Origin of the sequence: Streptomyces sp. NPDC101490 (assembly GCF_044767145.1) — a bacterium.
Classification (GTDB): Bacteria; Actinomycetota; Actinomycetes; order Streptomycetales; family Streptomycetaceae; genus Streptomyces.
Genome location: NZ_JBIWNI010000004.1, coordinates 242,142 through 266,921, shown reverse-complemented (window position 1 = coordinate 266,921; position 24,780 = coordinate 242,142). Strand labels below are relative to the sequence as shown.

22 protein-coding genes are annotated in these 24,780 nt (G+C 73.5%); 11 read left to right on the top strand and 11 right to left on the bottom strand.

All coding sequences use genetic code 11. The features are described 5' to 3' along the window. Positions 1-224: 224 nt before the first annotated feature. The 8 genes from ACIRQY_RS12290 to ACIRQY_RS12255 all read right to left on the bottom strand — a co-directional run bounded on the left by ACIRQY_RS12290 (position 225) and on the right by ACIRQY_RS12255 (position 8,376). Entirely contained in the window at positions 225-359 is a 135-nt protein-coding gene (locus tag ACIRQY_RS12290) for a hypothetical protein (RefSeq protein WP_351781330.1), read from the bottom strand. Positions 360-482: 123 nt separating this feature from the next. After that, positions 483-1,805 (bottom strand): sulfate adenylyltransferase subunit 1, encoded by a 1,323-nt coding sequence (locus ACIRQY_RS12285; RefSeq protein ID WP_403924698.1) that lies wholly within the window; start codon positions 1,803-1,805, stop codon positions 483-485. Between the two features lie 8 nt (positions 1,806-1,813). Continuing rightward, the gene (gene cysD / locus ACIRQY_RS12280; RefSeq protein WP_351781328.1) at positions 1,814-2,779 is read right to left on the bottom strand and encodes a sulfate adenylyltransferase subunit CysD; all 966 of its coding nucleotides are present in this window, start codon (positions 2,777-2,779) and stop codon (positions 1,814-1,816) included. Beyond that, positions 2,776-3,375 (bottom strand): adenylyl-sulfate kinase, encoded by a 600-nt coding sequence (cysC, locus tag ACIRQY_RS12275; RefSeq protein WP_403924340.1) that lies wholly within the window; start codon positions 3,373-3,375, stop codon positions 2,776-2,778. Before cysC ends, cysD begins: the two co-directional genes overlap by 4 nt. Further along, positions 3,372-5,231 carry a M20/M25/M40 family metallo-hydrolase gene (locus ACIRQY_RS12270; RefSeq protein WP_403924337.1) on the bottom strand — a complete coding sequence of 620 codons (1,860 nt, stop codon included), beginning with the start codon at positions 5,229-5,231 and terminating at the stop codon, positions 3,372-3,374. Before ACIRQY_RS12270 ends, cysC begins: the two co-directional genes overlap by 4 nt. Positions 5,232-5,681: 450 nt before the next feature. Continuing rightward, complete coding sequence (locus ACIRQY_RS12265) at positions 5,682-6,452, bottom strand: SDR family oxidoreductase (protein ID WP_351781324.1); 771 nt, start codon at positions 6,450-6,452, stop codon at positions 5,682-5,684. A gap of 5 nt (positions 6,453-6,457) precedes the next feature. Next, on the bottom strand, positions 6,458-7,417 hold the full coding sequence (locus tag ACIRQY_RS12260) for a sulfotransferase (protein WP_351781322.1): 960 nt from the start codon (positions 7,415-7,417) through the stop codon (positions 6,458-6,460). A gap of 65 nt (positions 7,418-7,482) precedes the next feature. Further along, positions 7,483-8,376: a family 3 encapsulin nanocompartment shell protein gene (locus ACIRQY_RS12255; RefSeq protein WP_403924333.1), complete on the bottom strand. Its 894-nt coding sequence runs from the start codon at positions 8,374-8,376 to the stop codon at positions 7,483-7,485. A 302-nt stretch (positions 8,377-8,678) separates the two neighbouring features. Here ACIRQY_RS12255 and ACIRQY_RS12250 point away from each other — a divergent pair, with 302 nt between their 5' ends. From ACIRQY_RS12250 to ACIRQY_RS12215, 8 genes are all read left to right on the top strand, one after another. Beyond that, positions 8,679-9,764, top strand: coding sequence for a LysR substrate-binding domain-containing protein (locus ACIRQY_RS12250; protein WP_403924330.1), 1,086 nt, complete (start codon positions 8,679-8,681; stop codon positions 9,762-9,764). A gap of 190 nt (positions 9,765-9,954) precedes the next feature. Further along, positions 9,955-10,137, top strand: coding sequence for a lysine biosynthesis protein LysW (gene lysW, locus ACIRQY_RS12245; RefSeq protein ID WP_351781317.1), 183 nt, complete (start codon positions 9,955-9,957; stop codon positions 10,135-10,137). Between the two features lie 38 nt (positions 10,138-10,175). Next, positions 10,176-11,039 (top strand): RimK family alpha-L-glutamate ligase, encoded by an 864-nt coding sequence (locus ACIRQY_RS12240; protein WP_351781315.1) that lies wholly within the window; start codon positions 10,176-10,178, stop codon positions 11,037-11,039. After that, the gene (argC, locus tag ACIRQY_RS12235; protein ID WP_351781314.1) at positions 11,036-12,061 is read left to right on the top strand and encodes an N-acetyl-gamma-glutamyl-phosphate reductase; all 1,026 of its coding nucleotides are present in this window, start codon (positions 11,036-11,038) and stop codon (positions 12,059-12,061) included. The genes ACIRQY_RS12240 and argC overlap by 4 nt, the downstream gene beginning before the upstream one ends. Positions 12,062-12,150: 89 nt before the next feature. Further along, positions 12,151-13,086 (top strand): transketolase, encoded by a 936-nt coding sequence (locus ACIRQY_RS12230; protein ID WP_403924325.1) that lies wholly within the window; start codon positions 12,151-12,153, stop codon positions 13,084-13,086. Beyond that, positions 13,083-14,051 carry a transketolase C-terminal domain-containing protein gene (locus ACIRQY_RS12225; RefSeq protein ID WP_351781310.1) on the top strand — a complete coding sequence of 323 codons (969 nt, stop codon included), beginning with the start codon at positions 13,083-13,085 and terminating at the stop codon, positions 14,049-14,051. Before ACIRQY_RS12230 ends, ACIRQY_RS12225 begins: the two co-directional genes overlap by 4 nt. Next, positions 14,048-15,679, top strand: a complete 1,632-nt coding sequence (locus tag ACIRQY_RS12220) for an AMP-binding protein (RefSeq protein WP_403924322.1) — start codon at positions 14,048-14,050, stop codon at positions 15,677-15,679. The genes ACIRQY_RS12225 and ACIRQY_RS12220 overlap by 4 nt, the downstream gene beginning before the upstream one ends. After that, entirely contained in the window at positions 15,676-16,821 is a 1,146-nt protein-coding gene (locus ACIRQY_RS12215) for an acyl-CoA dehydrogenase family protein (RefSeq protein ID WP_403924319.1), read from the top strand. The genes ACIRQY_RS12220 and ACIRQY_RS12215 overlap by 4 nt, the downstream gene beginning before the upstream one ends. A 92-nt stretch (positions 16,822-16,913) precedes the next feature. Here the strand turns inward: ACIRQY_RS12215 and ACIRQY_RS12210 are convergent, their stop codons facing one another. Further along, on the bottom strand, positions 16,914-17,504 hold the full coding sequence (locus ACIRQY_RS12210) for a CGNR zinc finger domain-containing protein (protein WP_366441237.1): 591 nt from the start codon (positions 17,502-17,504) through the stop codon (positions 16,914-16,916). Between the two features lie 74 nt (positions 17,505-17,578). Between ACIRQY_RS12210 and ACIRQY_RS12205 the strand changes: the two genes are divergently transcribed. Continuing rightward, entirely contained in the window at positions 17,579-19,027 is a 1,449-nt protein-coding gene (locus ACIRQY_RS12205) for an MFS transporter (RefSeq protein ID WP_403924316.1), read from the top strand. A 401-nt stretch (positions 19,028-19,428) separates the two neighbouring features. Next, entirely contained in the window at positions 19,429-20,640 is a 1,212-nt protein-coding gene (locus ACIRQY_RS12200; protein WP_351781301.1) for an FAD-dependent monooxygenase, read from the top strand. Positions 20,641-20,836: 196 nt separating this feature from the next. On the opposite strand, the gene ACIRQY_RS12195 is transcribed toward ACIRQY_RS12200, so the two are convergent. Next, positions 20,837-21,790 carry a helix-turn-helix transcriptional regulator gene (locus ACIRQY_RS12195; protein WP_403924312.1) on the bottom strand — a complete coding sequence of 318 codons (954 nt, stop codon included), beginning with the start codon at positions 21,788-21,790 and terminating at the stop codon, positions 20,837-20,839. 93 nt (positions 21,791-21,883) lie between these two features. On the opposite strand from ACIRQY_RS12195, the gene ACIRQY_RS12190 reads away from it, so the two are divergent. Next, complete coding sequence (locus ACIRQY_RS12190; protein ID WP_351781297.1) at positions 21,884-22,294, top strand: VOC family protein; 411 nt, start codon at positions 21,884-21,886, stop codon at positions 22,292-22,294. Positions 22,295-22,391: 97 nt separating this feature from the next. Here ACIRQY_RS12190 and ACIRQY_RS12185 read toward each other — a convergent pair whose 3' ends face one another. After that, positions 22,392-24,746 carry an amino acid adenylation domain-containing protein gene (locus tag ACIRQY_RS12185; protein ID WP_403924309.1) on the bottom strand — a complete coding sequence of 785 codons (2,355 nt, stop codon included), beginning with the start codon at positions 24,744-24,746 and terminating at the stop codon, positions 22,392-22,394. Positions 24,747-24,780: the final 34 nt, after the last annotated feature.

Below are 24,780 nucleotides of genomic sequence, written 5' to 3'. Positions count from 1 at the left end.
CCTCTGGTGTGCGGCCTGTGGACCTTGCTCGGGTGCGTGTCGTGCGGTGCCTGTGCGGTGCCCGTGCCGTGCGCTGGGATGTGCGGGTGCGGAGGTGCGTGTGCCCGTCGTCCCGTGCGCGTCCTGAGCGCTGTGCGTGTCGTGCGTGTCTCACGTGCCGTGCGAGCCGTGCCGTACCTGTCTCACGTGCTGCGAGCCGTGCCGTGCGTGTCGTACGGGGTGGACTACTCGGCGAGCGGGTCGCCCGTCCAGCAGATGCAGGTGCCGGGCTGGTACGGCTCGGCGCCCGTACCGAAGAAGTCCTCGATGACCAGGTCCTCGGCTATGGCGGTGACGGCGGTGGCGATGTCGAGGTTCATGTCGGCCCTTCCCGATGGGTTTCGGCTTGCTGACGAGAAAGAGTCTGCTGTGCCGGGGGAAGGGCCGACAGTGCCTGTGTCACCGGGCCGACATGAAGTTCTCATGGTCATCTTCCGAGGGCGTCACCCCCCTTCCGACGGAGCCGGGGAGTCCGCCATCCCGGCGGTGAGGGTGCTGCCGTCGAGGGGGTCGATCAGCAGGAACGAACCGGTGCGCCGGAAGTCCCCGTAACCGTCCAGGGCGACCGGTGCGGCGGTGCGGACCGTGATCCGTCCGATGTCGTTGACGCCGAGGCGGTCGGGTCCCGGACGCTCCGAGAGGTCCTGCATGTCGAGCCGTGAGGAGATCTCCGCGACCACCGCCCGTACGGTACGGGTGGCGTGCCGCAGCAGCACCTGCCGGCCGACGTGGAGCGGCTGCTCGCCGAGGTGGCAGACGGTGGCCGTGAACCGGCGGACGGGGTGCGGCGCGGTGGCCGCCGGGGCCAGCAGGTCGCCCCGGGCGATGTCGAGGTCGTCGGCCAGGCGCACGGTCACCGACTGGGGTGCCCAGGCGGTGTCGGTGCCGGTCCCGTCGAGGGTGTCGATGCCCACGACGGTGCTGACCGCGCCGGACGGCAGGGCCGTGATCCGCTCGCCGACCCGGAGCACTCCGGAGGTGATCTGGCCCGCGTAGCCCCGGTAGTCGGGGTGGGTGGCGGTGCCCGGCCGGATGACGTACTGGACGGGCAGCCGGGCCGACTCGGTGCGCGGGTCGGCGCCCACCGGGACCGACTCCAGGTGTTCGAGGACCGTGGGTCCCGCGTACCAGTCCATGCGTTCGGAGGGGCGCACCACGTTGTCCCCGGCGAGGGCCGAGATCGGGATGGCGGTGACCCGGTCGACGCCGAGGGCGGCGGCGCACTCGGCGAACGAGGCGGCGGTCCGGGCGAACACCTCCTCGGAGCAGTCCACCAGGTCCATCTTGTTGACCACCAGGGTCACATGGCGGATGCGGAGGAGGGCGGCGACGGCGAGGTGTCTGCGGGTCTGCTCGACGACCCCGTTGCGGGCGTCGACGAGGACGAGCGCGAGGTCGGCGGTGGAGGCGCCGGTGACCATGTTGCGGGTGTACTGCACATGGCCGGGGGTGTCGGCGAGGATGAAGCGGCGGTGGGCGGTGGCGAAGTAGCGGTAGGCGACGTCGATGGTGATGCCCTGCTCGCGTTCGGCCCGCAGGCCGTCGGTGAGCAGTGCCAGGTCGGGTGCCGCCTGGCCGCGTTTCCTGGAGGCGTGTTCGACGGCCTCCAGCTGGTCGGCGAGGACCGACTTGGAGTCGTGGAGGAGCCGTCCGACCAGGGTCGACTTGCCGTCGTCGACGGAACCGGCGGTGGCGAACCGCAGGGTGTCCACCGCGGTGCCCGGACCGTACGGCGCGTGGTGCGGCGCGGAGTGCGCGTCGGTGATGTTCACGGCTAGAAGTACCCTTCGCGTTTGCGGTCTTCCATGGCGGCTTCGGACATCTTGTCGTCGGCGCGGGTGGCGCCGCGTTCGGTGAGCCGGGAGGCGGCGATCTCGGTGATCACCGCCTCCACGGTGGTGGCGGCGGACTCCACCGCTCCGGTGCAGGACATGTCGCCGACCGTGCGGTAGCGGACCAGGCGGGTCTCCAGCCGTTCGGCGGCGCGCGGGCCGCCCCACTCGCCGGGTGCCAGCCACATGCCGTCGCGGGCGAAGACCTCGCGGTGGTGGGCGTAGTAGATCTCCGGGAGGTCGATCGCCTCGCGCTGGATGTACTGCCAGACGTCCAGTTCGGTCCAGTTGGAGAGCGGGAAGACCCGGACGTGTTCGCCGGGGGCGTGGCGGCCGTTGTAGAGCGACCACAGCTCGGGGCGCTGGCGGCGCGGGTCCCAGGCGCCGAACTCGTCGCGCAGCGAGAACACCCGCTCCTTGGCGCGGGCCTTCTCCTCGTCGCGCCGCCCGCCGCCGAAGACGGCGTCGTAGCGGCCGGTGGTGATGGCGTCGAGCAGGGGGACGGTCTGGAGGGGGTTGCGGGTGCCGTCGGGGCGTTCGCGCAGCCGGCCGTCGTCGATGAAGTCCTGTACCCGGGCGACGTGCAGCCGCAGCCCGTGCTCGGCGACGACCCGGTCGCGGTAGGCGAGGACCTCGGGGAAGTTGTGGCCGGTGTCCACGTGGAGCAGGGCGAAGGGCAGCGGCGCGGGCCGGAAGGCCTTCAGCGCCAGGTGGAGCATGACGATGGAGTCCTTGCCGCCGGAGAAGAGGATCACCGGCCGCTCGAACTCGCCCGCCACCTCGCGGAAGATGTGCACGGCCTCGGACTCGACGGCGTCGAGGTGGGAGAGGCCATAGGCGTCCCGGGGGTGGACGGTGGACGGCGGTGCGACGGGCGCGGCCGTCCCGGTGACGGTCGTGGCGGTCATGCCAGCCCCCTTTCGGCCAGCAGGGCGAGCAGCTCCTGCGCGGACTCGGTGACGGTCTGGGTGTGCGAGGCGATCCGCAGGTCGGGGGCGAGGGGCTCCTCGTAGGGGTCGTCGACGCCGGTCAGGCCGCTGATCTCACCGGCCGCCTGGCGGGCGTAGAGGCCCTTGACGTCACGGCGGGCGCAGACCGAGAGGGGGGCGGCCACATGGACCTCCAGGAAGTCGGTGCCGCTGCCCTGGTGCCAGGAGCGCACCAGGTCGCGGGCGTCGGCGTAGGGGGCGATGACGGGGACGAGGACGGTGACGCCGTTGCGGGCGAGCACCTGGGCGACCCGGCCGATGCGTTCGACGTTGCTGCGCCGGTCGCCGCGGGAGTAGCCGAGGCCGGAGGAGAACGTCAGGCGCAGTTCGTCGCCGTCGAGGACCTCCACGCGGCGGCCGCGTGAGCGCAGGATCTCGGCGGCGGCGTACGCGACGGTGGTCTTGCCCGCGCTGGGCAGGCCGGTCAGCCAGACCGTGGATCCCGGGTAGCAGGCGCAGTGGGCGAAGGGGGCCGCGAGATCCTGCCCGGGGGCGGCGGCCGTCAGGACGGTCACATCGAGCTCCATTCTCGGACCGCGGCCGCCAGCAGGCGCTGGGCCCGCCGGAATTCGTCCGCGTGCAGGTGTTCGTCCGGGGTGTGGTCGAGCTTCGCGTCACCGGGCCCGTAGGCGACCATGGGGACGCCGTGCCAGGTGGTGGCGAGGGTGTTCATGTCGCTGCTGCCCTTCTTCATCAGGTACCGGGGGGTGACCCCTCCGGCCCTGAAGGCCCGCTGGAAGGCCTTGACCAGGGGGCTGGTGCGGCCGGTGCTCACTCCGGGGGTGGCCCGCAGGACCTCGAAGCGCACCGGGTCGGTGGCGAGGGCCCGCAGGGCGTCCACCGTCTCGGTGACGTCCAGGCCCGGGGGGACGCGGACGTCCACCACGGCCTCGCCCGCCTGGGTGTCGCCCTGGTTGAGCGCCCGGACGCCGAGGACGGCGGTCAGCGCGTCCGGGTGCAGTCCGGCCACCGCCGCGGGCAGTCCGGCGAGCACCTCCACCATGCGGTCCCCGGCGGTGCGGACGCCTTCGCCCGCGGTGTGCCCGGTGGGTTCCCGCACGCTGTAGCGGATCTTGACCAGGCCGTAGTAGCCGAGGGTGAGGGCTTCGGCGCCGCTGGGTTCGCCCACGATCACCGCGTCGGCGACGGGCAGGGCGTCGCGGATGTGGAAGGCTCCGGCGCCGGTGATCTCCTCCTCGACCGCGCCGACGACTCGGATCTCGACGCCCTCGGGCGGGTCGAACGCGGCCAGGGTCTGGAGGAAGGCGACCAGGCTGCCCTTGGCGTCCACCGAGCCGCGTCCGGAGAGCACCTCGCCGTCCCAGCGGGCCGGCCAGCGGTGCGGGACGGTGTCCAGGTGTCCGAGCATCAGCAGCCGCCGGGGGCCCGCCCCCTTGGTGGCGACCAGGTTGTTCGCGGCGTCGATCTCGGCCTTGACGCCGTTCTCCTCGCACCACCCGGCGAGGAACTCCGCGATCTCGCGTTCGTCGCGGGAGACCGAGGACAACTCGACGGTACGGGAGAGCAGTTCGAGGTCGGCGGCGGGGGCGGGGGCCCGCCAGAACCAGGTGGCGCCCGCGGCGGACAGGGTGTGCGGGCCGGTGATGGCGGTGTCGGAGGTGCCCTTCAGCGCGATCTCGGCCGCTCGGACCTTCTGCCGCATCCTGCCCTTGGCGTAGCGCCGTCCCTCGCCCTCGGTGAGGTGGCGCAGGCTGCTGGCGGGGTCGGCGGGGTCGGTGAGCAGTCCCGCGGTGCCGGTGACCAGGCGCAGGTGGTCGGCGTCCAGGGCCAGGGCCGCCTCGGCGGCGAGCACGTCGGCGTCCACGTTGAGCGGGGTGCCGCCGTCGGCGTCGGCGACCGGCGGGGAGAGGCAGACCACGTCGAAGGTGGCCAGGAGTCCGCTGAGCCGGGGCACGTCCACGGAGCTGACGGTGCCCGCGCGGTGGTCACGGACCAGTCGGGTCCGCCCTTCCTCCTGGATGCGCAGCGGGCCGTTGGCGGTGGCCTTGACCAGGGCGCCGGTGCGTGCGACGGCGGCGAAGACGGACAGTCCCCGGCTGGTCAGCTCCTCCTCCACCAGGGGGAGGGTGACCTCCTCGTACGCGGCGACGATGTGCCGCATCTCCTCCGGCGGGCAGTAGCGGATCTCGTCGCCGGTGCGGGAGACCAGGGTGCGGATCTCGCGGCCGGTGCGCCGGTAGTGCTCGGCGATCCCGGCCGCTCCCCCGGCGATGACGAGCAGCCGGGCGCCGCGTCGGCTGAGTTCGAGCAGCTCGTCGAAGACCTTGCTGTGGAGCAGAGTGGCGCTGCCCAGCTTGACCACGTAGAGCGCGGCCTCGCGTGAACTGGCGACTTCCCCGAGGACTTGCATGAACGGGACTCCTTCGGATGCGGGCGGTGGGCGGGCGGACCGGTGGTGCGGCGGTCGCGGGCCCGGCGGGCGGGTCGTACGGGCTGAGCCGATGCGCTGTGGGCGGGGGGAGCGGGCTGGTGGGGCCGGGTTCCGGGACGTCGGCGCCCTGAGGGGCGGGTCCTGGAGGGCGTACGGGTGGGGGGCCGGGCGCGGTGGGGGCGCGTACGGACCGGGGCGTGCGGGAGGGGGTGTCCCGTACGGGCGGGGGATTCCCGTACGGGACGGCTCGGGGGCGGCCGGTGCGGCAGCCGGTGTGGGGCGGCGGGTGGCGCCGCCGGTGAGAAGTGGCAGGTGGGGCGGGCGGGGTGGCAGGTGAAGGGCGGGCGGTGTGGTCGGCGGGTGTGGGGCTTCAGCCGGTGCGGCGGGTGGGCGGTGGGTGTCGGCGGCGGGTGTCGGGGGCGGGCCGGGTCAGCCGATGCCCCGGGTGTTGCCGCCGTCCGCGACCAGCACCCCGCCGGTGACGTACCCGGCCTGTTCGCTGGCGAGGAAGGCGACCAGGGCGCCCAGGTCCTCGGCGCGGCCGATCCGGCCGAGCGGGATCCCGGCGGCCACTTCGGCCAGCCGCTCCTCGACCTTCTCCCCGTACTGGACGTCGAGGATCGGGGTGCGGTGGAAGCCCGGCGCGAGCACGTTCACGGTCACCCCGGCCGGGCCGAAGGCGTGGACGAGCCCCTTGGCGAAGCCGAGGACGCCGAGCCGGGCCACCGAGGACAGTCCGCTGCCCGGATGGGGCTGGCGCACCGACTCCGAGGTGAGCATCACGATCCGTCCCCAGCCGGCCTCCCGCAGATACGGGGCGGCGGCCAGCGACAGCGACACGTGGGGCAGCAGGTTCTCGTTGACCGCCGCCCGGTACTCGGCGACCGCGAAGTCCTCCACGGGGCCGAAGGGCACCCCGCCGGAGTTGGTGACCACCACGTGCAGGGCCCCGAACTCCTCGGCGGTGCGCCGCACCCAGGCCGCGGCGGCGTCCTCGTCGCGCAGGTCCACCACGGTGCTCAGCACCCGGCCGGGCCCGGAGTCGTCCACCTCCCGGTGGGCGCGGGCCAGCCGCTCGGGGTCCCGGCCGCAGAGCGACACGTCGGCGCCCTCCGAAGCCAGGACACGGGCCACCGCGAGGCCGATCCCGCTGCTGGAGGCCGCGACGAGCGCGGCCCGTCCGGCGAGTCCCAGGTCCACCGCCCTCACCCCGCGAGGGCGGTGCGGACGGGGGCCAGCGGGTAGCCGTAGCGGGAGAGCAGGGGGGCCGCCGCCGCCGTGGCCGCCGCGATGGCGGTGCCCGGCAGCGCGCTGCGCCACCGCTCGTCGGGCCGGATGTGGGTGACGCCCCGGCGCAGCCGGTCGGGGTTGCCGGTGACGGTGTGGTTGGCGCCGAGCGGTACGCGTCCCAGGGCGTCCACCGGGGACTCGTCGTCGAGTCCGGCGAAGCGGAGCACCCGGGCCGTGACCTCGCGCGGATCGCGGGACAGGTCCTCGTGGCGGACCCGGAGGTAGCGTCCGCCCGCCGTGCGGCCGACGAGTTCGGAGGCGAGGTTGAAGGCGGTCCAGTAGCCGCTGCTGCGGGCCGGGGACATGGGGTCGATGTAGTCCTTGGCGCTGCGGTAGGACAGGGCCGTGGCCCGGGGGTCCCGCACGATGTGCAGCACCCGGACGTCCAGGTCACGGCGGCCGAGGAGGGCCGCCGCCTCCGCCGGGTACTTCGAGCCGTCCACGATCAGCCGGTCGGCGCCGAGGGCGGCCACCCGCCGGTAGACGGCGGCCGACCGGTCGAGGAGTTCGTCCACGCCGGGGGGCGCGGGCCGTTCGCCCCGGGCCTCGGCGAGCCGGGCCGGGGTGTGGCGGGTGCGCAGCAGGGCGCGCTGCAGGGTGGTCGTGCGGTGCGCGACGGCCTCGACGGAGCCCTCGGGCAGCTCGGCGAGGACATCGGACCAGAGCGGGCAGGTGCGGACCGGCTCGCCGCAGCCGCAGCTGGTGTTGGTGCCGGCGCCCAGGACGCCGTTGCGCCAGAGGTAGTGGAGTTCGCCGACGTGGCGGACGCCGGGGATCTCGTTGAGGACGTTGCCGAGCAGGGTGCTGCCGCTGCGCATCCATCCGGTGATGTAGAGGACGCGCGGCGGGCGGTCCGTCGGGGAGGGGCCGGTCATGGTGGGGGTCCCTTCGTGGTGCCTTCGGCGCGGTCGGCCGCGCCGGGTGGCGGGTCGGTCGCGCGTCAGCCGCTGGTCAGCAGCAGGAAGTGCTGGGGCAGGTGGACGGCGAGGCCGATGCGGCTGCTCGCCTCGACGGCGTCGGAGCCGCCGGGGCCCGCGCCCCGGCGCAGGGACAGCGAGGCCACGCCCGGGACGAGCAGGGTGACGGCGGCCCGGAAGTCGCCGAGCAGGACCTGGCCGCGCGGGATCATGCGGGTGCGCGAGACGGTGATGCCGGCGGCGCCCAGCTGGCCGAGCACTCCGGTCCTGACCAGCTCCCAGTAGGTGAAGGGGTGGACGACGATCCCGTCGCAGGAGCCGCCGGTCTCCTCGACCTCGGCGGCGGCCTCGGTGATGGAGGCGTACACGTCCTCGCCGAGCTGTCCCCGGCGGATCTGCGGGAGGTTCAGGAGGCCGCTGATCGCCTTGTCGGCGCTGCCGTGCAGCAGGGTCTCGTTCTCGACGACGGAGAGGCGGACCAGAACCCGGTAGTCGATGAAGGAGGCGAGCAGCGCGGGCTGGTCGAGGAGGCCGTCGGGCAGCGGCACGCGCACGGTGAGGTCGGTGAGCTCGGCCCGCTCGAGGCGCGGGGCGAACGCGCCCTCGGGGGTGGCCTGGTAGGAGGTTCCGGCGGCGGCCAGCTTCGCGGCGGGCGGCTCGTGCACGAAGGTCACCGGCGCGTCGGCCACCGAGGCGGTCTTGAGCAGGTGGCGTACGGCGTAGCGCGGCCGGGTCGCGAACAGCGGGAAGACGGCCGGGAGATGGGCCTGGAAGGGCACCGTGTGGTCCTGGTCCGCGGCGGCGGCGCGGACCGACCAGGCGAACTCCTCGCCGGGGCTGCGGGTGGTGAGCGCCGGGTCGGCGAACTGTATCTGGACTCCCTGCTGCACTGCGGGACCGGCGGTGGCTGCGAGCATGACGTCTCTCCTCGGGTTCCGTGAAATCGCTCTTCGGTCATTCACATTAGACAGCCGGGAGAATTGCGGGGAAGAAATCCGATGGCGCGTGTTTATGAATCGAATAAGGCGGGCTGATTCCCCGTTCTTGAACAGTGCATACCGACGGCATGACGATGTCACATGCGGTCCGTGAGCCCATCCGTGGCGGCGGCGAAACCCTCGGATCTACGCTTCATTCAAGACCTCGCGGAACACTCGGCAAGGAACACGCGACACCGGAACGCGGAAGACGGAACGTCCCCGACGATGTGGGTGGGAGCATGCATCACGACTTGCAGATCAACAGGCTGAGGACGCTGGTCGCCGTGGTCGACCTCGGCGGCTTCCGGCGGGCGGCGGAGTCCCTGCACATCACTCAGCCCGCGGTCAGCCAGCAGATACGGCAGCTGAGCGGTCTCATCAGAAGTCCCGTGTTCGCCTCCACGGGACGCAACCTGCGGCTCAGTCCACGGGGCGAGGAACTCCTCAGATACGCCCGCCGGATGGTGGCGCTCAACGACGAGGCGGTCGACCGGTTCATCCCGCAGGCGGGCCACGTCATGCTCTCGGTGGGCGTGTCGAGCCAGCTCGGGGAGGTGCTGCCGGAGTTCCTCCGGGTGCTGAACCGGGGGATGCCCCAGGTCCAGCTGAGCGTACGGACCGGTTCGAGCGAGGAGTTGGCGGCGCAGCTCACCGGCGGCCAGCTCGACGCGGCGCTGCTGCTCCAGGCCGAGCCGACCGGGCCCGGCACGGACAGCGTCGAACTGGGCAGGATGCGGCTGGCCTGGTTCGGCCGGCCGGCCCACGGCGAGCGGGAGGCGGTGCCGCTGGCGCTCTTCCCCGAGCCGTGCACCCTGCGCGGACGGGTCCGCGACGCCCTCGACGCCGCGGGCATCGCCTGGCGGGTCTCGTACGAGAGCGGGGAGCTGATCGGGCTGCGGTCGGCCGCCAAGGCGGGCCTCGGCATGACGTGCCTGGTCGCCAACGGGGACGAACTGTGGGGCCTGGCCCCGTCGGTGCGCCCCGGGCTCCCGGCGCCGCCGGAGCCGCTGCCGGTGACGCTGGCGGTGGCCACCGGGGCCGTACCGGAGGGCTTCACGGACATCGCGGAGAAGGCGCTCCGCCAGGCCCTGCGGTCCTACCCGCTGGTCCCGCCCCCGGACGGCACCGGCCCGGGGACCCCTCCGGTGCAGGCGGGGCCCGTCGCGGAGGCCGGCCCGTCGGGATCGGTGGACGGACCGGCGCACGGAGCCGGGGCGGGACCTGCGGACGGACCGTCGGACGGACCGGCGCACGGCCCCCGGACGGGACCGGCGGACGGGACGGCGGACGGGGCGGGCCAGGTGCTCGCGGGCGCCGTCGCCTGACGGTCCGTGACCCCGGGCGCCCCGGCCCCGGGCGGCTCCCCCTTCGCTCCCGCCCCATAAGTATTCGCCTCGGTTCCGATCCAGAGCATTCATTGGAATGGACCGGGCGGACCGAAATGCAGCACTAATGTAATTCCAGGTCGACCGTCTCCTGGATTTACCATCCTTCAGAAGAATTGAGGAAATCGTCATGCAGGACACTTTGATCGCCCCCGCGTGCCCCGAGTGCGACGCCGAGGTTTCGCTGGGCCAGGACGCCCGGGTCAGCGAAATAGTCGAGTGCCCCGACTGCCGGCTGGAGCTGGAGATCGAGTCGGTCGAGCCGCCGCGGCTGCTGCTGGCCCCCGAGGTCGAGGAGGACTGGGGCGAGTAGACGGACCGGCCACCACCATCGAGAAGGAGATCACCCTGATGAGCCCTGCGGCAGCGCGACTCGGTGTCCTCGCCTCCCGGGTCAGGTTCGAGGAGAAGAACATCCTGACCGCGCTGGAGAGGCGCGGCGTCGCATGCGAACACATCGACCCCCGCGCCCTTTCGGTCCGGGCCGGTGAACCCTGGGACGGTCCGCGGACCGTGCTCAACCGCGAAGTGGGCCACTACCGGGCCCTGTACGCGGCTGCCGCGCTGGAGTCGGCGGGCGTGACGGTGGTCAACAGCGCCGCCGCCACGGCCGTCTGCGGGGACAAGTGGCAGACCTCGGCGGCCCTGGTCGCCGGGGGTGTGCCCACCCCCGACACCACCCTGGCCCTCACCCCCGAGGCCGCCCTCAAGGCCCTCGACGAACTGGGCTACCCGGCCGTCATCAAGCCCCTGGTCGGCTCCTGGGGCCGGCTGGTGACCCGGGTCACCGGCCGGGCGATGGCCGAGGCGGTGCTCGAACACGTCGCCGCCCTGCCCTCCCCCCAGTCGCACGTCGTCTACGTCCAGCGCGAGGTCGCCAAGGCGGACCGGGACATCCGGGTCCTCGTGGTGGACGGCCGGGCGGTCGGGGCGACGTACCGCAGGAGCGAGGACTGGCGCACCAACGTGGCACGCGGCGCGGTCAGCGAACGCTGCCCGCTGACCGACGACCTCACCGCCCTCGCGGTCCGGGCCGCGGACACCGTCGGCGCCACCCTCGCGGGGGTGGACCTCCTGGAGGAGCCGGGCGGCCTGCTCACCGTCCTGGAGGTCAACGACCGGGTCGAGTTCCGGGGCCTGCAGTCGACGTACGGAACCGACCTCGATGTGGCGGACACGATCGCCGCCCTCCTGACAGCAAAGGCAGAGTCATGATCCGCGCAGCAGTGGTGGGGGCCGCCGGGTACATCGGCGGGGAGCTGCTCAGGCTGCTCGTGGGCCACCCCCAGGTCCAGGTGGTCGCCGCCACCTCCCGCACCCTCCAGGGGCGCCAGGTCGACGGCGTCCACCCCAATCTGCGGCACCGCACGAAGCTGACGTTCTCGGCGGAGGACCAGCTCACCCGCTGCGACGTGCTGTTCCTGGCGACCCCGCACCGCGAGACGATGCAGCGGATGCCGGAGTTCCTGGAGAAGGCCGGGGTGGTCATCGATCTGTCCGGCGACTTCCGGCTGAACGACCCCGGGGTGTACGAGGACTACTACGGCGCCTCCCACGAGGCCGTCGGGCTGATCGACACCTTCGTCCAGGGACTGCCCGAGTTCCACCGCGAGCGGCTGCGCTCCGCGGACCGGATCTCCGTGCCCGGCTGCATGGCCGCCGCCGGCATCCTGTCCCTGGTGCCGCTGGCCGAGGCGGGGCTGATCGCGGGCGACATCACGGTGGACGCCAGGACGGGCTCCAGCGGCTCCGGGGCGAAGGCGGGCGCGGAGAACCTGCACGCCGAACGCAGCGGCGCGCTCCGGGTGTTCGCCCCCACCCGGCACCGGCACGAGGCCGAGATATCCCAGGCCACCGGGCACACCGTACGGATGTCGGCGACCGGGGTGGAGGCGGTCCGGGGCGTCCAGCTGCTGAGCCGCGCGGGCCTGGCCGAGGGCGTCGACGAGCGGGCCATCCGGTCCGCCTACCGGAGCCGCTACGCGGGTGAGCCGTTCGTACGGATCGTGGCCGCCCGGCGCGGGCTGCACCGCTTCCCCGACGCCAAGATCCTCTCCGGCTCCAACTTCTGCGACATCGGTTTCGCCCTGGACCGGGGCGCCTCCACGGTCACCGTGATCGCGGCGCTCGACAACCTCGTCAAGGGCGGCGCGGGCAACGCCGTGCAGTGCATGAACGTGCGGTTCGGGGAGCCCGAGGGACGCGGCCTCGAATTCACCGGCCTCCACCCCAACTAGGGCGTGCTCCGAGAGTCCCGCCCGCCCGGCGGCGCCCGGCACGCACGCTCGACCGCTCCCACCCACCGGACCCAGCGAAAGGACCTGGCATGAGCAGCCCGCCTCTGCTGCGGGGCGCCCCCGCCCGCACCGACACCACCGACCACGCCCGTACGGACACCACCGCCGTCGGCACCACCGGTCCCGACCCGCACGGCCCCGGCGCCGCGGAGCTCGCGGTCATCGCCGGGCGGATCAGGGAACACGTCGTCGCCATGTGCGCCGGACCCGAGGGCGGCCACCTGGGCGGGTCGATGTCGCTCGTCGAGATCCTGTCCGTCCTCTACTTCCGGGTGATGCGGCACGACCCCCGCTTCCCCGGACTGCCCGAGCGGGACGTCCTGCTGCTCAGCAAGGGCCACGGCGGCATCGCCCTCTTCGCCGCGCTGTGCGAGGCCGGCTACTTCCCGGCGGAGTCCCTGGAGGAGTACGCCAGGCCCGGCAGCCACTTCATGGCCCACCCGCACCCCGAGATCCCCGGTGTGGAGATCGCCTCCGGCTCCCTCGGCCACGGTCTGGCGCTCGGCGTCGGCTACGCCCTGGCGAACCGGCTCGACGGCTCCGACCGGCGCTGCTTCGTGGTGATGGGCGACGGCGAGCTCCAGGAGGGCTCCGTGTGGGAGGCCGCCTCGGTGGCGTCCGCGCACCGCCTCGCCGGACTCACCGCGATCGTGGACCGCAACGGCCTCCAGATCACCGGCGGGACCGAGACCGTCAACTCCCTGGAACCGCTGGCCGACCGCTGGCAGGCCTTCGGCTGGCGGGTCCTGGAGACCGACGGTCACGACGCCGAGGCGCTCACCGAGGCCCTGACCCGGCCCGCCGACCCCCGGCGCCCCACCGTGCTCATCGCCCACACCGTCAAGGGCAAGGGAGTGCCGTTCATCGAGGGCCAGGCCCGCAGCCACTACGCCCGGCTGAGCGGGCGCCAGCACCTGCGGGCGCTCAACGCGGTCCGCGCCTCGGCGGGCGGTGACCCCCGATGAGCACGGCCCTCGCCCCCGCCCCGGACCGGTCCGCCCGCGAGGTGTACCGCGACACCGTGGCCGAGCTGCTGCCCGGCGAGCCCCGGCTCGTCGTCCTGGACAGCGACACCGGCCTCTTCGGCGGGGTGGACTTCGGTTCCGCCGCCGACCGCTACCTCAACCTGGGCATCGCCGAGCACACCCTGATGGGCGCGGCGGCCGGACTCGCCCGGGAGGGCCGCATCCCGCTGGTCAACACGATGGGGGCGTTCGCCTCCTCCCGTGCCGTGGAGGCGGTGAAGATCGACATCGCGATGGGCAACCTGCCGGTGCTGATCGCCGCCACCCACTGCGGGGTCTCGGCCGGCCACCTCGGACCGACCCACCACGCCCTGGAGGACATCGCGGTCATGCGGGCCCTGCCCCACATGACCGTGGTCGTCCCCGGCGACGCCGCGGGCACCGAGGAACTCCTGCGCCAGGCGCTCACCCTGGGCGGACCCGTGTACTTCCGGCTCGGCCGGGGCGCCACCCCCGACCTGCCCGCCGGTCCGCCACTGCGGCTCGGCAAGGCCCAGCAGCTGCGGCACGGCTCGGACATCACCCTGGCGGCCTGCGGACCCTACCCGGTCCTCGCCGCCCTGGAGGCGGCCGACCTCCTGGAGTGCGAGGGCATCACGGCGAACGTGCTCAACCTGCACACCGTCAAGCCGCTGGACACCCCGGCACTGCTGAGCTCGCTCGGCGTACGGGACACCGTCATCACCGTGGAGGAGCACTGGCGGTCCGGCGGCTTCGGCTCCGCCGTCACCGAGGCGCTCAGCGCCGTACGCCCGGTACGGGTGCACCGGATGGCCCTGCCGGACGAGTTCGTCCCGGTCGCCGGCAGCCAGCGCTATCTGCTCGAACGGGGCGGGGTCAGCGCCCGGCAGATCGCCGAACGCGCCCGGACAGCCGTCGAGACCGGCCGGGGAGGCCCGAGTTGACCACCGCCGACACCTACCGCGCCGCGGGCTGGTGGCGCGACGAGACCGTGCTGCACGACCTGCGCCGCTGGGCCCGTGAACAGCCGGACAAGCCCGCCCTGGTCTGCTACCAGGGGGACGCGTACGAGACCGTCGGCTACGCCGAACTCGCCCGCCGGGTCGACCGGCTGGCGGTCGGCCTGCTCCGCCTGGGGGTCCGCCGGGGCGACGTCGTGACCCTCCAGCTGCCCAACTCCTGGGTGCTCGTGGCGCTCTGCCTGGCCGCCGCCCGGATCGGCGCGGTCGCGGGCCCGGTGGTCCCGGTGATGCGCCGCCGCGAGGTGGAGTTCATGACCCGGCTCACCGAGAGCCCGGTCTACATCGCCGCCGCCGAGTTCCGGGGCTTCTCCTACGCGGAGATGAGCGCCGAGGTCGCCTCGGCCGTACCGACCCTGCGCCACCGGGTGCTCCTCGGCGGCACCGACGAGGACGGCGCGCTGGACTTCGTACGGGACCTCTACGGGCCGGAGCCCGACCCGGAGCTGCTCGCCTCCCTGGACGCGCTGGAGGCGGGACCCGACGACGCCGCCCAGATCATGTTCACCTCCGGCACCACCGGTGAACCCAAGGGCGTGCTGCACAGCCACAACACCCTGTACTCGATGAACCGGGCCCAGGCCGACGTCCTCGGCGTCACCGGCTCCGACGTCACCGCGATGGGCTCCCCCACGACCCACCAGGCGGGCTTCACCTGGAACTTCGTGATGCCGCTGCTGCTCGGCGCGACCGCCGTCCAGGTGGACCGCTGGGAGCCCCGGCAGATGCTGCGCACGCTCCAGGAACAGCGGGTGACCTTCTTCATGGGCGCCCCGACCTTCCTCTCCGACCTGATCGACGGCCAGCGCGAGACCCCCCACGACCTGTCGGCGCTGCGCACCTTCGCCACCGGCAGCGCACCGATAGCGCCGCTGCTCGTGGAGGACGCCCGCGAGGTGCTCGGCTGCCGTCTGTACGCGCTGTGGGGGATGACGGAGAACGGCTGCGTCACCGTCACCCGCCCCGAACAGCCCGCGCTGCGCGCCGCCGAGAGCGACGGCACCCCGGTGCCGGGCATGGAGGTCCGGATCGTCGGCGAGGACGGCACGGCGGTGGCACCGGGGGCTCCCGGACTGCTGCAGGTGCGCGGTTCCGCCCAGTGCCTGGGCTACTTCCGGCGCCAGGAGGTCTACGACGCCTCGGTGACCGCCGACGGCTGGTTCGACACCGGCGACCTGGCCCGTGCGGACGGCCACGGCGGGATACGGATCACCGGGCGGGTCAAGGACGTCATCATGCGGGGCGCCGAGAACATCCCGGTCCTGGAGATCGAGGCGGCGCTGCTGCGGCACCGCGCGGTCAAGGACGTGGCCGTGGTCGGTTACCCCGACCGGCGGCTCGGGGAGCGCGCGTGCGCGTTCCTGGTCACCTCCGGTGACGCGCCCGGCCTCGACGAGGTGCGCACCCATCTGGCGGGGCTCGGCATGGCCCGTACGTACTGGCCCGAGCGGCTGGAACTGGTGCCCGCGCTGCCGAGGACCCCGTCCGGAAAGATCCAGAAATTCGCGCTGCGGGACCGGCTCAGGCCCCGGGAAGGAGAGACGGTCTCATGAACTTCGGCTTCACCGCGGAGCAGGAGGACCTGGGCAAGCGCGTCGCCGCGTTCGCCGAGGAGCGGGTGGCGCCGCACCGGCGGGAGAACGACCGGCGCGGCGCCTACCACCCGGGCCTGATCGAGGACATGGCGGAGGCGGGACTGTTCGCGCTGCGGGTCCCCGAGCAGTACGGCGGGCTCGGTCTGGACGCCGTCAGCTCGGGCATCGCGCTGGAGAAGCTGGCCGCCGCCGATCTGTCGGTGTGCTTCCCGGTCCTCAACGCGGCGCTGATCGGCGGGGTCCTGGCCTCCAGCGGCACCCCGGAGCAGCTGGAGCGCTGGCTGCCGCCGATCGCGCGGGGCGAGGCGCTGGTGGCGCTGGCGCTGACCGAGCCGGGTCACGGCACGGACGCCGCGGGCATCGGGATGCGTGCCGAGCCCGACGGCGACGGCTGGCTGCTGTCCGGCGAGAAGACCTCGATCATGGTGACGGCGTACGCCACCCACGCGCTGGTGTTCGCCCGGACCGGCGGCGAGGGCGCGCACGGCATCAGCGCCTTCTACGCCCGGATCGACGGCGACGGGGTCCGCAAGGAGCGGCTGGACGATCTGGGCTGCCGCTCCGGTGGTCGCGGCCGGCTGCTCTTCGACCGGCTGCGGGTCGGGCCCGAGGACCTGGTCGGGGTCCCCGGCGGCGGTTTCACCGCGGTGATGCGCGGCTTCGGGGTGTCGCGGGCGCTGATCGCGCTGATGGCGATCGGTGTCGGTGACGCCGCCCTCGCGGAGGCGTACGCGCACGCGTCGGGGCGGACCGCCTTCGGGCAGCCCATCAGCCGCTTCCAGTCGGTGGTGTTCCCGCTGGTGGAGCACACCACGCTGCTGCACGCGGCCCGGCTGGTGTGTCACGAGGCGCTGTGGCGGGCGGACCGGGGCGAGGACCCCCGCATCCCGTCGAACATGGCCAAGTGGTGGGCCCCCAAGGCGGCGGTGGAGGCCGTGCACCAGTCCCTGCTGACCATGGGTCACCAGGGGTGGAGCGAGGACGGACCGGTGGCCCAGCGGCTGCGGGACGTCATCGGCCTCCAGCTCGCGGACGGCACCGCGGCGGCCACCAAGCTGACGGTGGCCCGGCTGCTGCTCGGGAAGGAGTTCGCGCCGTGAGCGCCCCGACCGCTCCCGCAGCCCCGGTCGCCGAGGGCCCGGCGGGTGCCTTACGGTCGCCGGACGCCGTACGGTCCGTGGCCGTCCTGCTGTCAGCGGCCTGCGGTCGCGGTGCGCAGCCCCTGCCGGTAGACCTGCATCTTGGAGCGCGTCCCGCACACGGCCATCGAGCACCAGCGTCCGCTGCGGTTGCGGGCCCGGTCGTAGAAGGCCCATTCGCAGCGGTGCTCGTGACAGGCCTTCAGACGGTGCCAGGCGCCTTCGACGGTGGACTCGACGACGATCGCCAGGATCTGGGCGATCATGCCGCGGGTACCGGTGCCGCCGGGGCGCAGTCCAGGGGCTCCGGTCCCGTCGAAGGCCAGGACCAGCGGGCAGTGCGCGGCGACGCGTTCGATCAGGGCGCGGGCCGCCGGATCGGCTCCGGCGCCGTTGTTCTCCCGCATCAGGGCGCGGAGCGCCTCCCGTACCGCGACCGCTTCCAGGCGGTCGGACTCGGAGGGGGCCGCGGTGCCCGCGGGGAAGCCGTTCCCCTCCATCCACCGGACGAGACCCGTCCCGGACGCGAACTCGTCCGGTCCGAACTCGACATTGACGCTGTTCACGAAGGACTGCACCAGTGCGAGCCGGCCGGGGGCCACCTCACGGTCACCCGGCTGACGCACGCGCTTGGGTTCGGTCATCTCCCAGACCCTACCGGCCAAGCGGATTCGCCGGTATCCCCCGCTCCTGTCCCTCTCCCCGTGAAAGGAAAATCATGACCAGCACCAACGCCGCGGCCGGCGCCCGGCCGCCGCTCCTCCTGCTGTGCGCCGCACAGTTCATGCTCGTCCTCGACTTCGCCATCGTGAACGTCGCCCTGGGCGCCATGCAGCGTGACCTCGACTTCTCCGCCAGTGGACTGCAGTGGGTCGTCGGCGCGTACGCCCTCTTCTACGGCGGCTTCCTGCTCCTGGGCGGCCGTGCCGGTGACGTCTTCGGCCGCAAGCGGATGTTCGTGGTCGGTCTGGCCGTCTTCACCCTGGCCTCGCTCGTCGGCGGCATCGCCACCGACTCGTGGGTGCTGGTGCTGGCCCGTGCCGTCCAGGGCCTGTCGGCGGCGGCCGTCTCTCCCGCGGTCCTGGCGATGATCGCCGGTGGCTTCCCCGAGGGTTCCGAGCGCGTGAAGGCCATGGGCGTCTTCGGCGCGGTCTCCTCGGCCGGTTTCACCGGTGGTGTCGTGGCCGGTGGCGTGCTCACCGAGTACCTCACCTGGCGCGCCGTCATGCTCGTCAACGTCCCGGTCGGCATCGTGCTCGTGGCGCTGGCCGCCAAGCGGCTGCTCGCCGACCACCACGCCACCCGCTCCTCCCGGCTCGACCTGCCCGGCGCGATCCTGGTCACCTCGGCGATGTGCGCCCTCACCTACGGGCTGACCGCGGCGTCCGACAAGGGCTGGGACGCCACCCCGGTGCTCGTGGCGCTGGCCGCCGGCGCCGTCCTGCTGATCACCTTCCTGGTCGTGCAGACCAAGGTCTCCCAGCCGCTCGTCCCGCTCTCCATCTTCCGCAACCGCGCGCTGTCGGCGGGCAACGGCATCGCGTTCCTGTCCGGTGGGGTGATGTCGGTCTCGACCTTCTTCATCACCATGTACATGCAGCAGGTCCTCGGGTACTCCGCGCTCAAGGCGAGCATGGGCTTCTTCCCGCAGGCGTTCGTGGTCTTCCTGTTCAGCCTGCCGGTGGTCAAGCTGACCCACAAGCTCGGCGCCCGGAACGTGCTGATCGCCGGTGGTGTGCTGCTGACGATCGGTTCGGGTCTGCTGGCGCAGGTGACGGCGGACAGCTCCTACCTGCTCGGGGTGCTGCCCGGCGGTGTGCTGCTGGGCCTCGGTGTGACGGTCATGATGATCGCCACGGCCATCGCGGGCACCAGCGGGGTCACCGGACCGCAGATGGGTCTGGCCTCCGGTCTGTTCAACTCCAGCCGTCAGCTCGGTGTCGGTCTCTGCCTGGCCCTGGGCGTGGCCCTGGCGGGTGTGGTGCACGGCACCGCCGCCCGCATCCCGGTGGACGGCTTCCAGACCGCCTTCTGGTTCACCACGGCCATCTCCGCGGCCATCGTCGTCGTGTCGGTCCTCGGTCTGCGGCGCACCGCCGTGGCCTCGGCCGCCGCTGAGCGGAAGGCTCCCGCCGCCGCTCCGACGGCGGTCCCCGCCGTGAAGTAGGCACCGGCTCGGATTCCGGCGGGGGGGCCCCCGCCCCCGCGGCCCCCCCCCCCCCCCCGGCCCCCCCCCCCCCCCCCCCCCCCGCCGCCCCCCCCCCCCCCCCCCCCCCCCCCCGCCCCCCCCCCCCCCCCCGCCCCGCCCCGCCGGCCCCTCCGCGGGGGGCCCCGGCGGGTATGTGGGCCCGGGCGGGGGGGGGGGGGCCGGCCCCCCCCCCGGGGGGCCCCCCGCCGCAGCGCTTCCCCCCCTCCCGACCGCCCCGCGCGGACCCGCGCGGACCCGCGCGGAACGACGGGGACACCGGACGACGCAGGACCACCAGGACCACGCAGGACGACGCAGCACGACGCAGGACCACCAGGACGACGCAGGACCACGCAGGACCACCAGACAAGGAGCAGGCGATGACACACGTACTCGTCGCGGGCGGCGGCATCGGCGGACTCGCCACCGCTCTGGCCCAGGCGCGTGCCGGACACCGGGCGACGGTCCTGGAGGGCCGGCCGGAGTTCTCCGAGATAGGCGCGGGCATCCAGCTGGCGCCCAACGCCTTCCGCGCGCTCGACGCGCTCGGCGTGCGCGAGCGGGTGGCGCGGCAGGCCGACTTCATCGACGAACTGCGTTTCCTGGACGGCGCGTCGGGGCGGCGGGTCGCCACGATGGAGCTGACCGGCGCCTACCGGACCAGGTTCGGCGGCCCCTACGCCGTGGTCCACCGCGGCGATCTGCACCGGGCGCTCCTGGAGGGCTGCCGCGAGGCGGGCGTGGAGCTGCTCGCGGGACACCGGGTGACCGGCTACCGGCAGACCGGGGACCGGGCGACGGCGCTCACCGCCGGGGGCGGCCGGTTCTCCGCGGACGTCCTCGTCGGCGCGGACGGGCTGCGGTCGGCGGTACGGGCCCAGCTCGTCGGTGACGGCGGCCCGCGCATCTCGGGGCACACCATCTACCGCTCGGTGATCCCGATGGCGGAGGTGCCGCCGGAGCTGCGGGAGAAGGCCGTCGCCCTGTGGGCGGGTCCCGGCTGGCACTTCGTGCACTACCCGATCGGCGGCGGGGCCTTCCTCAACCTCGCGGCCACCCGCGACGACGGGGCCCGCGAGGAGATCACCGGGGCGGCGGCCAGCCGTTCCCGGGTCCTCGGCGAGTTCCCCGGGCTGTGCGCCGAGGCCCGGCGGCTCCTCGAACTGGGGCGGGACTGGCGGATCTGGGTGCTCTGCGACCGTGATCCGGTCGACGGCTGGGTGGACGGCCGGGTGGCGCTGCTCGGTGACGCCGCGCACCCGATGCTCCAGTACGCCGCCCAGGGCGCCTGCATGGCGCTGGAGGACGCGGTGGTGCTGGGCGGGCTGCTGACGGGCGAGCCGTGGGACGTCCCGGGACGTCTGGCGGAGTACAACGCGCTGCGGCGGGACCGGACCGCCCGGACCACGCTGACGGCCCGGGAGATGGGCGAGCGGCTCTACCACGCGGCCGGGGCGGACGTGTCCGCCCGTAACGCGCTCCTCGCCGGGCTCTCCCCCGCCGGGCTGCGGGACGCAGTGGCGTGGCTGCACGGCTGCACGTCGTTCACCGGGTCCCGGGAGCCCGCGCTCGCGGCGGCCGAGGCCGGGTGACCCGCTCCCCCGCGCACCCCGTACGCCGCCCAGCTCGCGAGACGCCGGAGGCGTACAAGACGCACGAGACCGAGATGCACGAGATGCGTTTGAGGCGAACGGCGTACAGGACACACGAGCCGTACGAGGCACACGAGCCGCACAGGGCTCACGAGGCGGCCCCGTCACCCCCGCGAGGCGGGGGGCGGGGTCGTCCTCATGTCCGCGCGGCGGCGTACCGCCCGGCGAGTTCGGCCCCGATGCGCCCCAGTTCGGCCTGGACCGAGGCGGGTTCGAGGACCTCGACCAGGCCGCCCCAGCCCGCCAGGTTCCGCGCCAGGTCCAGCGGGGTGGGCGCGGCGAGGCGCACCCGGGCCCGGCCGTCGTCCGCCGTGCCCTCGGGGTGGCAGTGCCGTCCGAACCGGTCGCACAGGACGGCCAGGTACCTCGTCTCGACCAGCACCGTCGCCCAGGTCCGCGAGCGGCGCCGCTCGACATCGCCGACGACCTCCCGCCAGGCCTCGGCCAGGGTGAAGCCGTCCGGGCGTCCGGCGCTCTCGCCGTTCTCCTCGGCCTCGCCGATCCGGTCGACGCGGAAGGTCCGCCGGCCGCGCTCGGTCCCGGCGATCAGGTACCAGGCGTCGTCCTTGTCGACCAGGCCCCAGGGGTCGACGAGCCGTTCGGTCCGTTCCCGGGCGCCGTCGGTGTACGTCAGCCGGACCCGGCGGCGGCGGACCACCGCCTCCTGGAGCCGGTCGACCATCTCGGGCCGGTGCCGCTCCCGTTCGCCCCACGGGGTGGGGTCGACGACCGTGGCGCCGGCGGCGGCCTCGGCGTCCGCGCGGAAGGTCTGCGGCAGCGCGCGCAGCAGTTTGCGCAGCGCCGCCTTGGCCTGTCCGGAGACCGCAGCGGCCGGACCGACGAGCAGGAAGAGCGCCTGCGCCTCGGTGGCCGAAAGCCCGCTGAGGTCGGTACGGGCTCCGCCGACCAGCGCCCAGCCGCCGCCGCGGCCGGGCTGCGGGTACACCGGGATGCCCGCGGCGGCCATCGCCTCCAGGTCACGGCGGGCGGTGGCCACGGACACCTCCAGCTCTCCGGCCAGTTCGGCGGCGGTCATCCGGCCGCGGGTCTGGAGGAGCATGAGGGCGGCAACGAGTCGGTCAGCACGCATGTTTCCAGTCTTCTCCCGGAAAGTGCTCAATGGGTGAGCGGTTTGAAGCGGAAGATGGATTGTGTTCAGGGAACGCACGAGAGGAACCACCCCATGCTGCGAGGACTCGCCACCGTCAACTTCTACGCGGACGATGTGGAAGCGGCAAAGGACTGGTACGCGCAACTGCTCGGTGTGGAGCCGTACTTCGAGAGCCCCGGCGAGGAAGGCTCCGCCGCCTACTATGAGTTCCGGGTCGGTGACCACCAGACCGAACTGGGGCTGATCGACCGCCGGTACGCTCCCCCGGGCCTGCCCGCCTCGCCGGGCGGGGCGATCGGCCACTGGCACGTCGACGACGTGCGGGGCACCCTCGACCAGCTGCTCGCCATGGGGGCGGAGCCGTACACACCGCTGACCGAGTACGGTCCCGGCTTCGTCACCGCCTCGGTGACCGACCCCTTCGGCAACGTCCTGGGCATCATGTACAACGAGCACTATCTGGAGATGCTGGGCAACCGCTGACCCGCACGGCCGTGGCCCCCCACGGGTGTGGGGGGCCACGGCCGGTCAGGGCACTCGGTGGTCAGGGCAGTCGGGTGGTCTGGTGCGGTCGGGCGGTTCAGCCCGCGGCGACCGTACGGGCGACGAGTTCTGCCATCTTCTGGACGGTGGGCTCGTCGAAGAGGTCGACCAGTTCCAGCTCCACCCCGTGCCGCTCGCGGACCAGTTCGGTGAGCCGAGCGGCCCGCAGCGAGTCGCCGCCCAGGTCGAAGAAGTTGTCGAGCACCCCGACGCCGTCCAGTTCCAGGGTCTTCGTCCACAGTCCGTGCAGCGACTCCTCCAGGGGCCCCTCGGGGGCCTGGTAGGCGGTGTCGACCTCCGGGCGGGACCTGGGCGGCTCGGGCAGCGCGGTGCGGTCGATCTTGCCGTTGGTGGTGGTCGGCAGGCCGCCGACGACATAGGCGGCCGGGACCATGAAGGCCGGGAGGCGTCGGCCGAGGCCGCGCCGGATGTCCCGTACCGAGGGCGAGGCACCGGCGTCGGGCTCGATGTAGGCGGTCAGCTGGACGTCGCCCTGGCCGTCCTGGCGGGCCAGCACCGCGGCCTGCTGGACGCCCGGCAGGGTGGTGAGCACGACCTCGATCTCACCGAGGTGGACCCGGTTGCCGCGCACCTTGACCTGGTTGTCGGTGCGGCCGACGATCTCGATGCTGCCGTCCGGCCAGTACCGGGCGAGGTCGCCCGTGCGGTACATGACCGGGTGCCGGGCCGGGTCGATCGGATTGGTGATCCACTTCTCGGCGGTGGCCTCCGGGCGGCCCAGGTATCCGGCCGAGAGGCTGGCACCGGCGATGCACAGCTCGCCGACGAGCCCCGGCGGCAGCGGGCGGAAGTCCTCGTCGAGGACGTAGATGGTGACGTTGGTGGTGGGCCGGCCGATCGGCGGCAGCCTGCGCTCCCGCCCCTCCGCGCCGAGCCGCTCGCCCAGGTCGGTGATGTCGCAGGCGGCGACCACGGTCGCCTCGGCGGAGCCGTACAGGTTGATCAGCCGGAACGGCAGTCCGGCGGGCGGCCAGGACTGGATGCGTTCGCCGCAGACCCGGATGTTCTCCAGCGGGGTGTCCTCCGGCCACTCCAGCCGCCACAGCCTCTCGGCCATCGGCTTCATCAGCAGGGTGGTGGTGATGCCCTCGCGCAGGAACCACTCCTGGAGGCGGTACTCGGAGGCGACGACGGAGACGTCCGGGATGTGCACGGTGCCGCCGACGGCGAGCACCGGGAAGCACTCCACCTCGATCATCCCGTAGCCGGGGGCGGCCAGCCAGGTGCCCTGGGAGGTGCTGTCCATGCCGCACAGCTCGCTCATGCTGTGGATCAGGTTGCGGGCCGCGCCGAAGCGGACCATGACGGCCTTGGGCGCGCCGGTGGAGCCGGAGGTGTAGCAGATGTGGATCAGGTCGTCGGGTCCGACGGGCTCGCTGACGGCGGTGACCGGCTCGGTGCGCCAGTCGTCGGTGTCCAGGGCGAGGACCGGGGCCAGGCCCTCGACCTTCGGGACGTGGGCCTCCAGGGTCAGGACGATCGCCGCCGCGGCGTCCTCGATCATGAAGCGGACGCGCTCCTCCGGGAAGTCGCTGTCGAGCAGGATCGCGGCACACGCCAGCTTGAAGCAGGCGAGCTGGGCGATCAGGCTCTCGGCGCCGCGCGGGAAGCAGACGCCGACCCGGTCCCCGGGGCGCACCTCGCGGGCGGCCAGCCGGTGGGCGAGCTGGTTGGCCCGCTCGTCCAGCTCGCGGTACGTCAGCCGGACGCCGGGGAGGATGACGGCGAGCGCGTCGGGGGTGCGCCGGGCGTGCTCGGCGACCCGCTCGTGGAAGAAGGGCTCCGGGACCGGCCCCTCGGTGTCGTTCCATTCCACCAGGGTGCGGTGGGTCTCCTCGTCGGTGAGCAGGGCGATGTCCCGTACGGTGCCGCCGGGCGCGGCGGCCAGGGCGCCGAGGACGCGCTCCAGGTGCCGGGTGTACTGGACGGCGGCCTGTGCGTCGAACTCCTCGCTGTCCATGAGGAGTTCGTAGGTCCCTTCGCCGGGCGAGAAGGACAGCGTCAGGGCGACCGGGGGCTGGTCGGGGTGGCCCCCGGTGGTCACGGCGGCGTGCGGCGGGCGGCCGGAGGCGGCGGAGGGGTGGGCGGGCTCGGCGTGGGCGACCGCTTCGAGGAGCTGCTCGGCGCTGGTGTCCCCGGCGACGCGTATGCCGATCGTCTCGGCCGGGGCTCCGGGCCGGAGCCGTCCGACCAGCAGTTCGGTCTCGCCCGTGTAGCGGTGGACGAGGGCGGCGAGGGCGGCGGTGGCGTACTCCTCGGGGCGGGCGGCGGCCGACGCGGGGACGATGAGGGTGTGCCGGTGCGGCGCGGCGGTCCGCGCGCCGTCGAGGACCCGGGCCAGGGGCAGGGTGGAACTCGTGTTGACTGCCACGGTGTTCATTCCTCTCGGATGTGTGCTGAGTCGA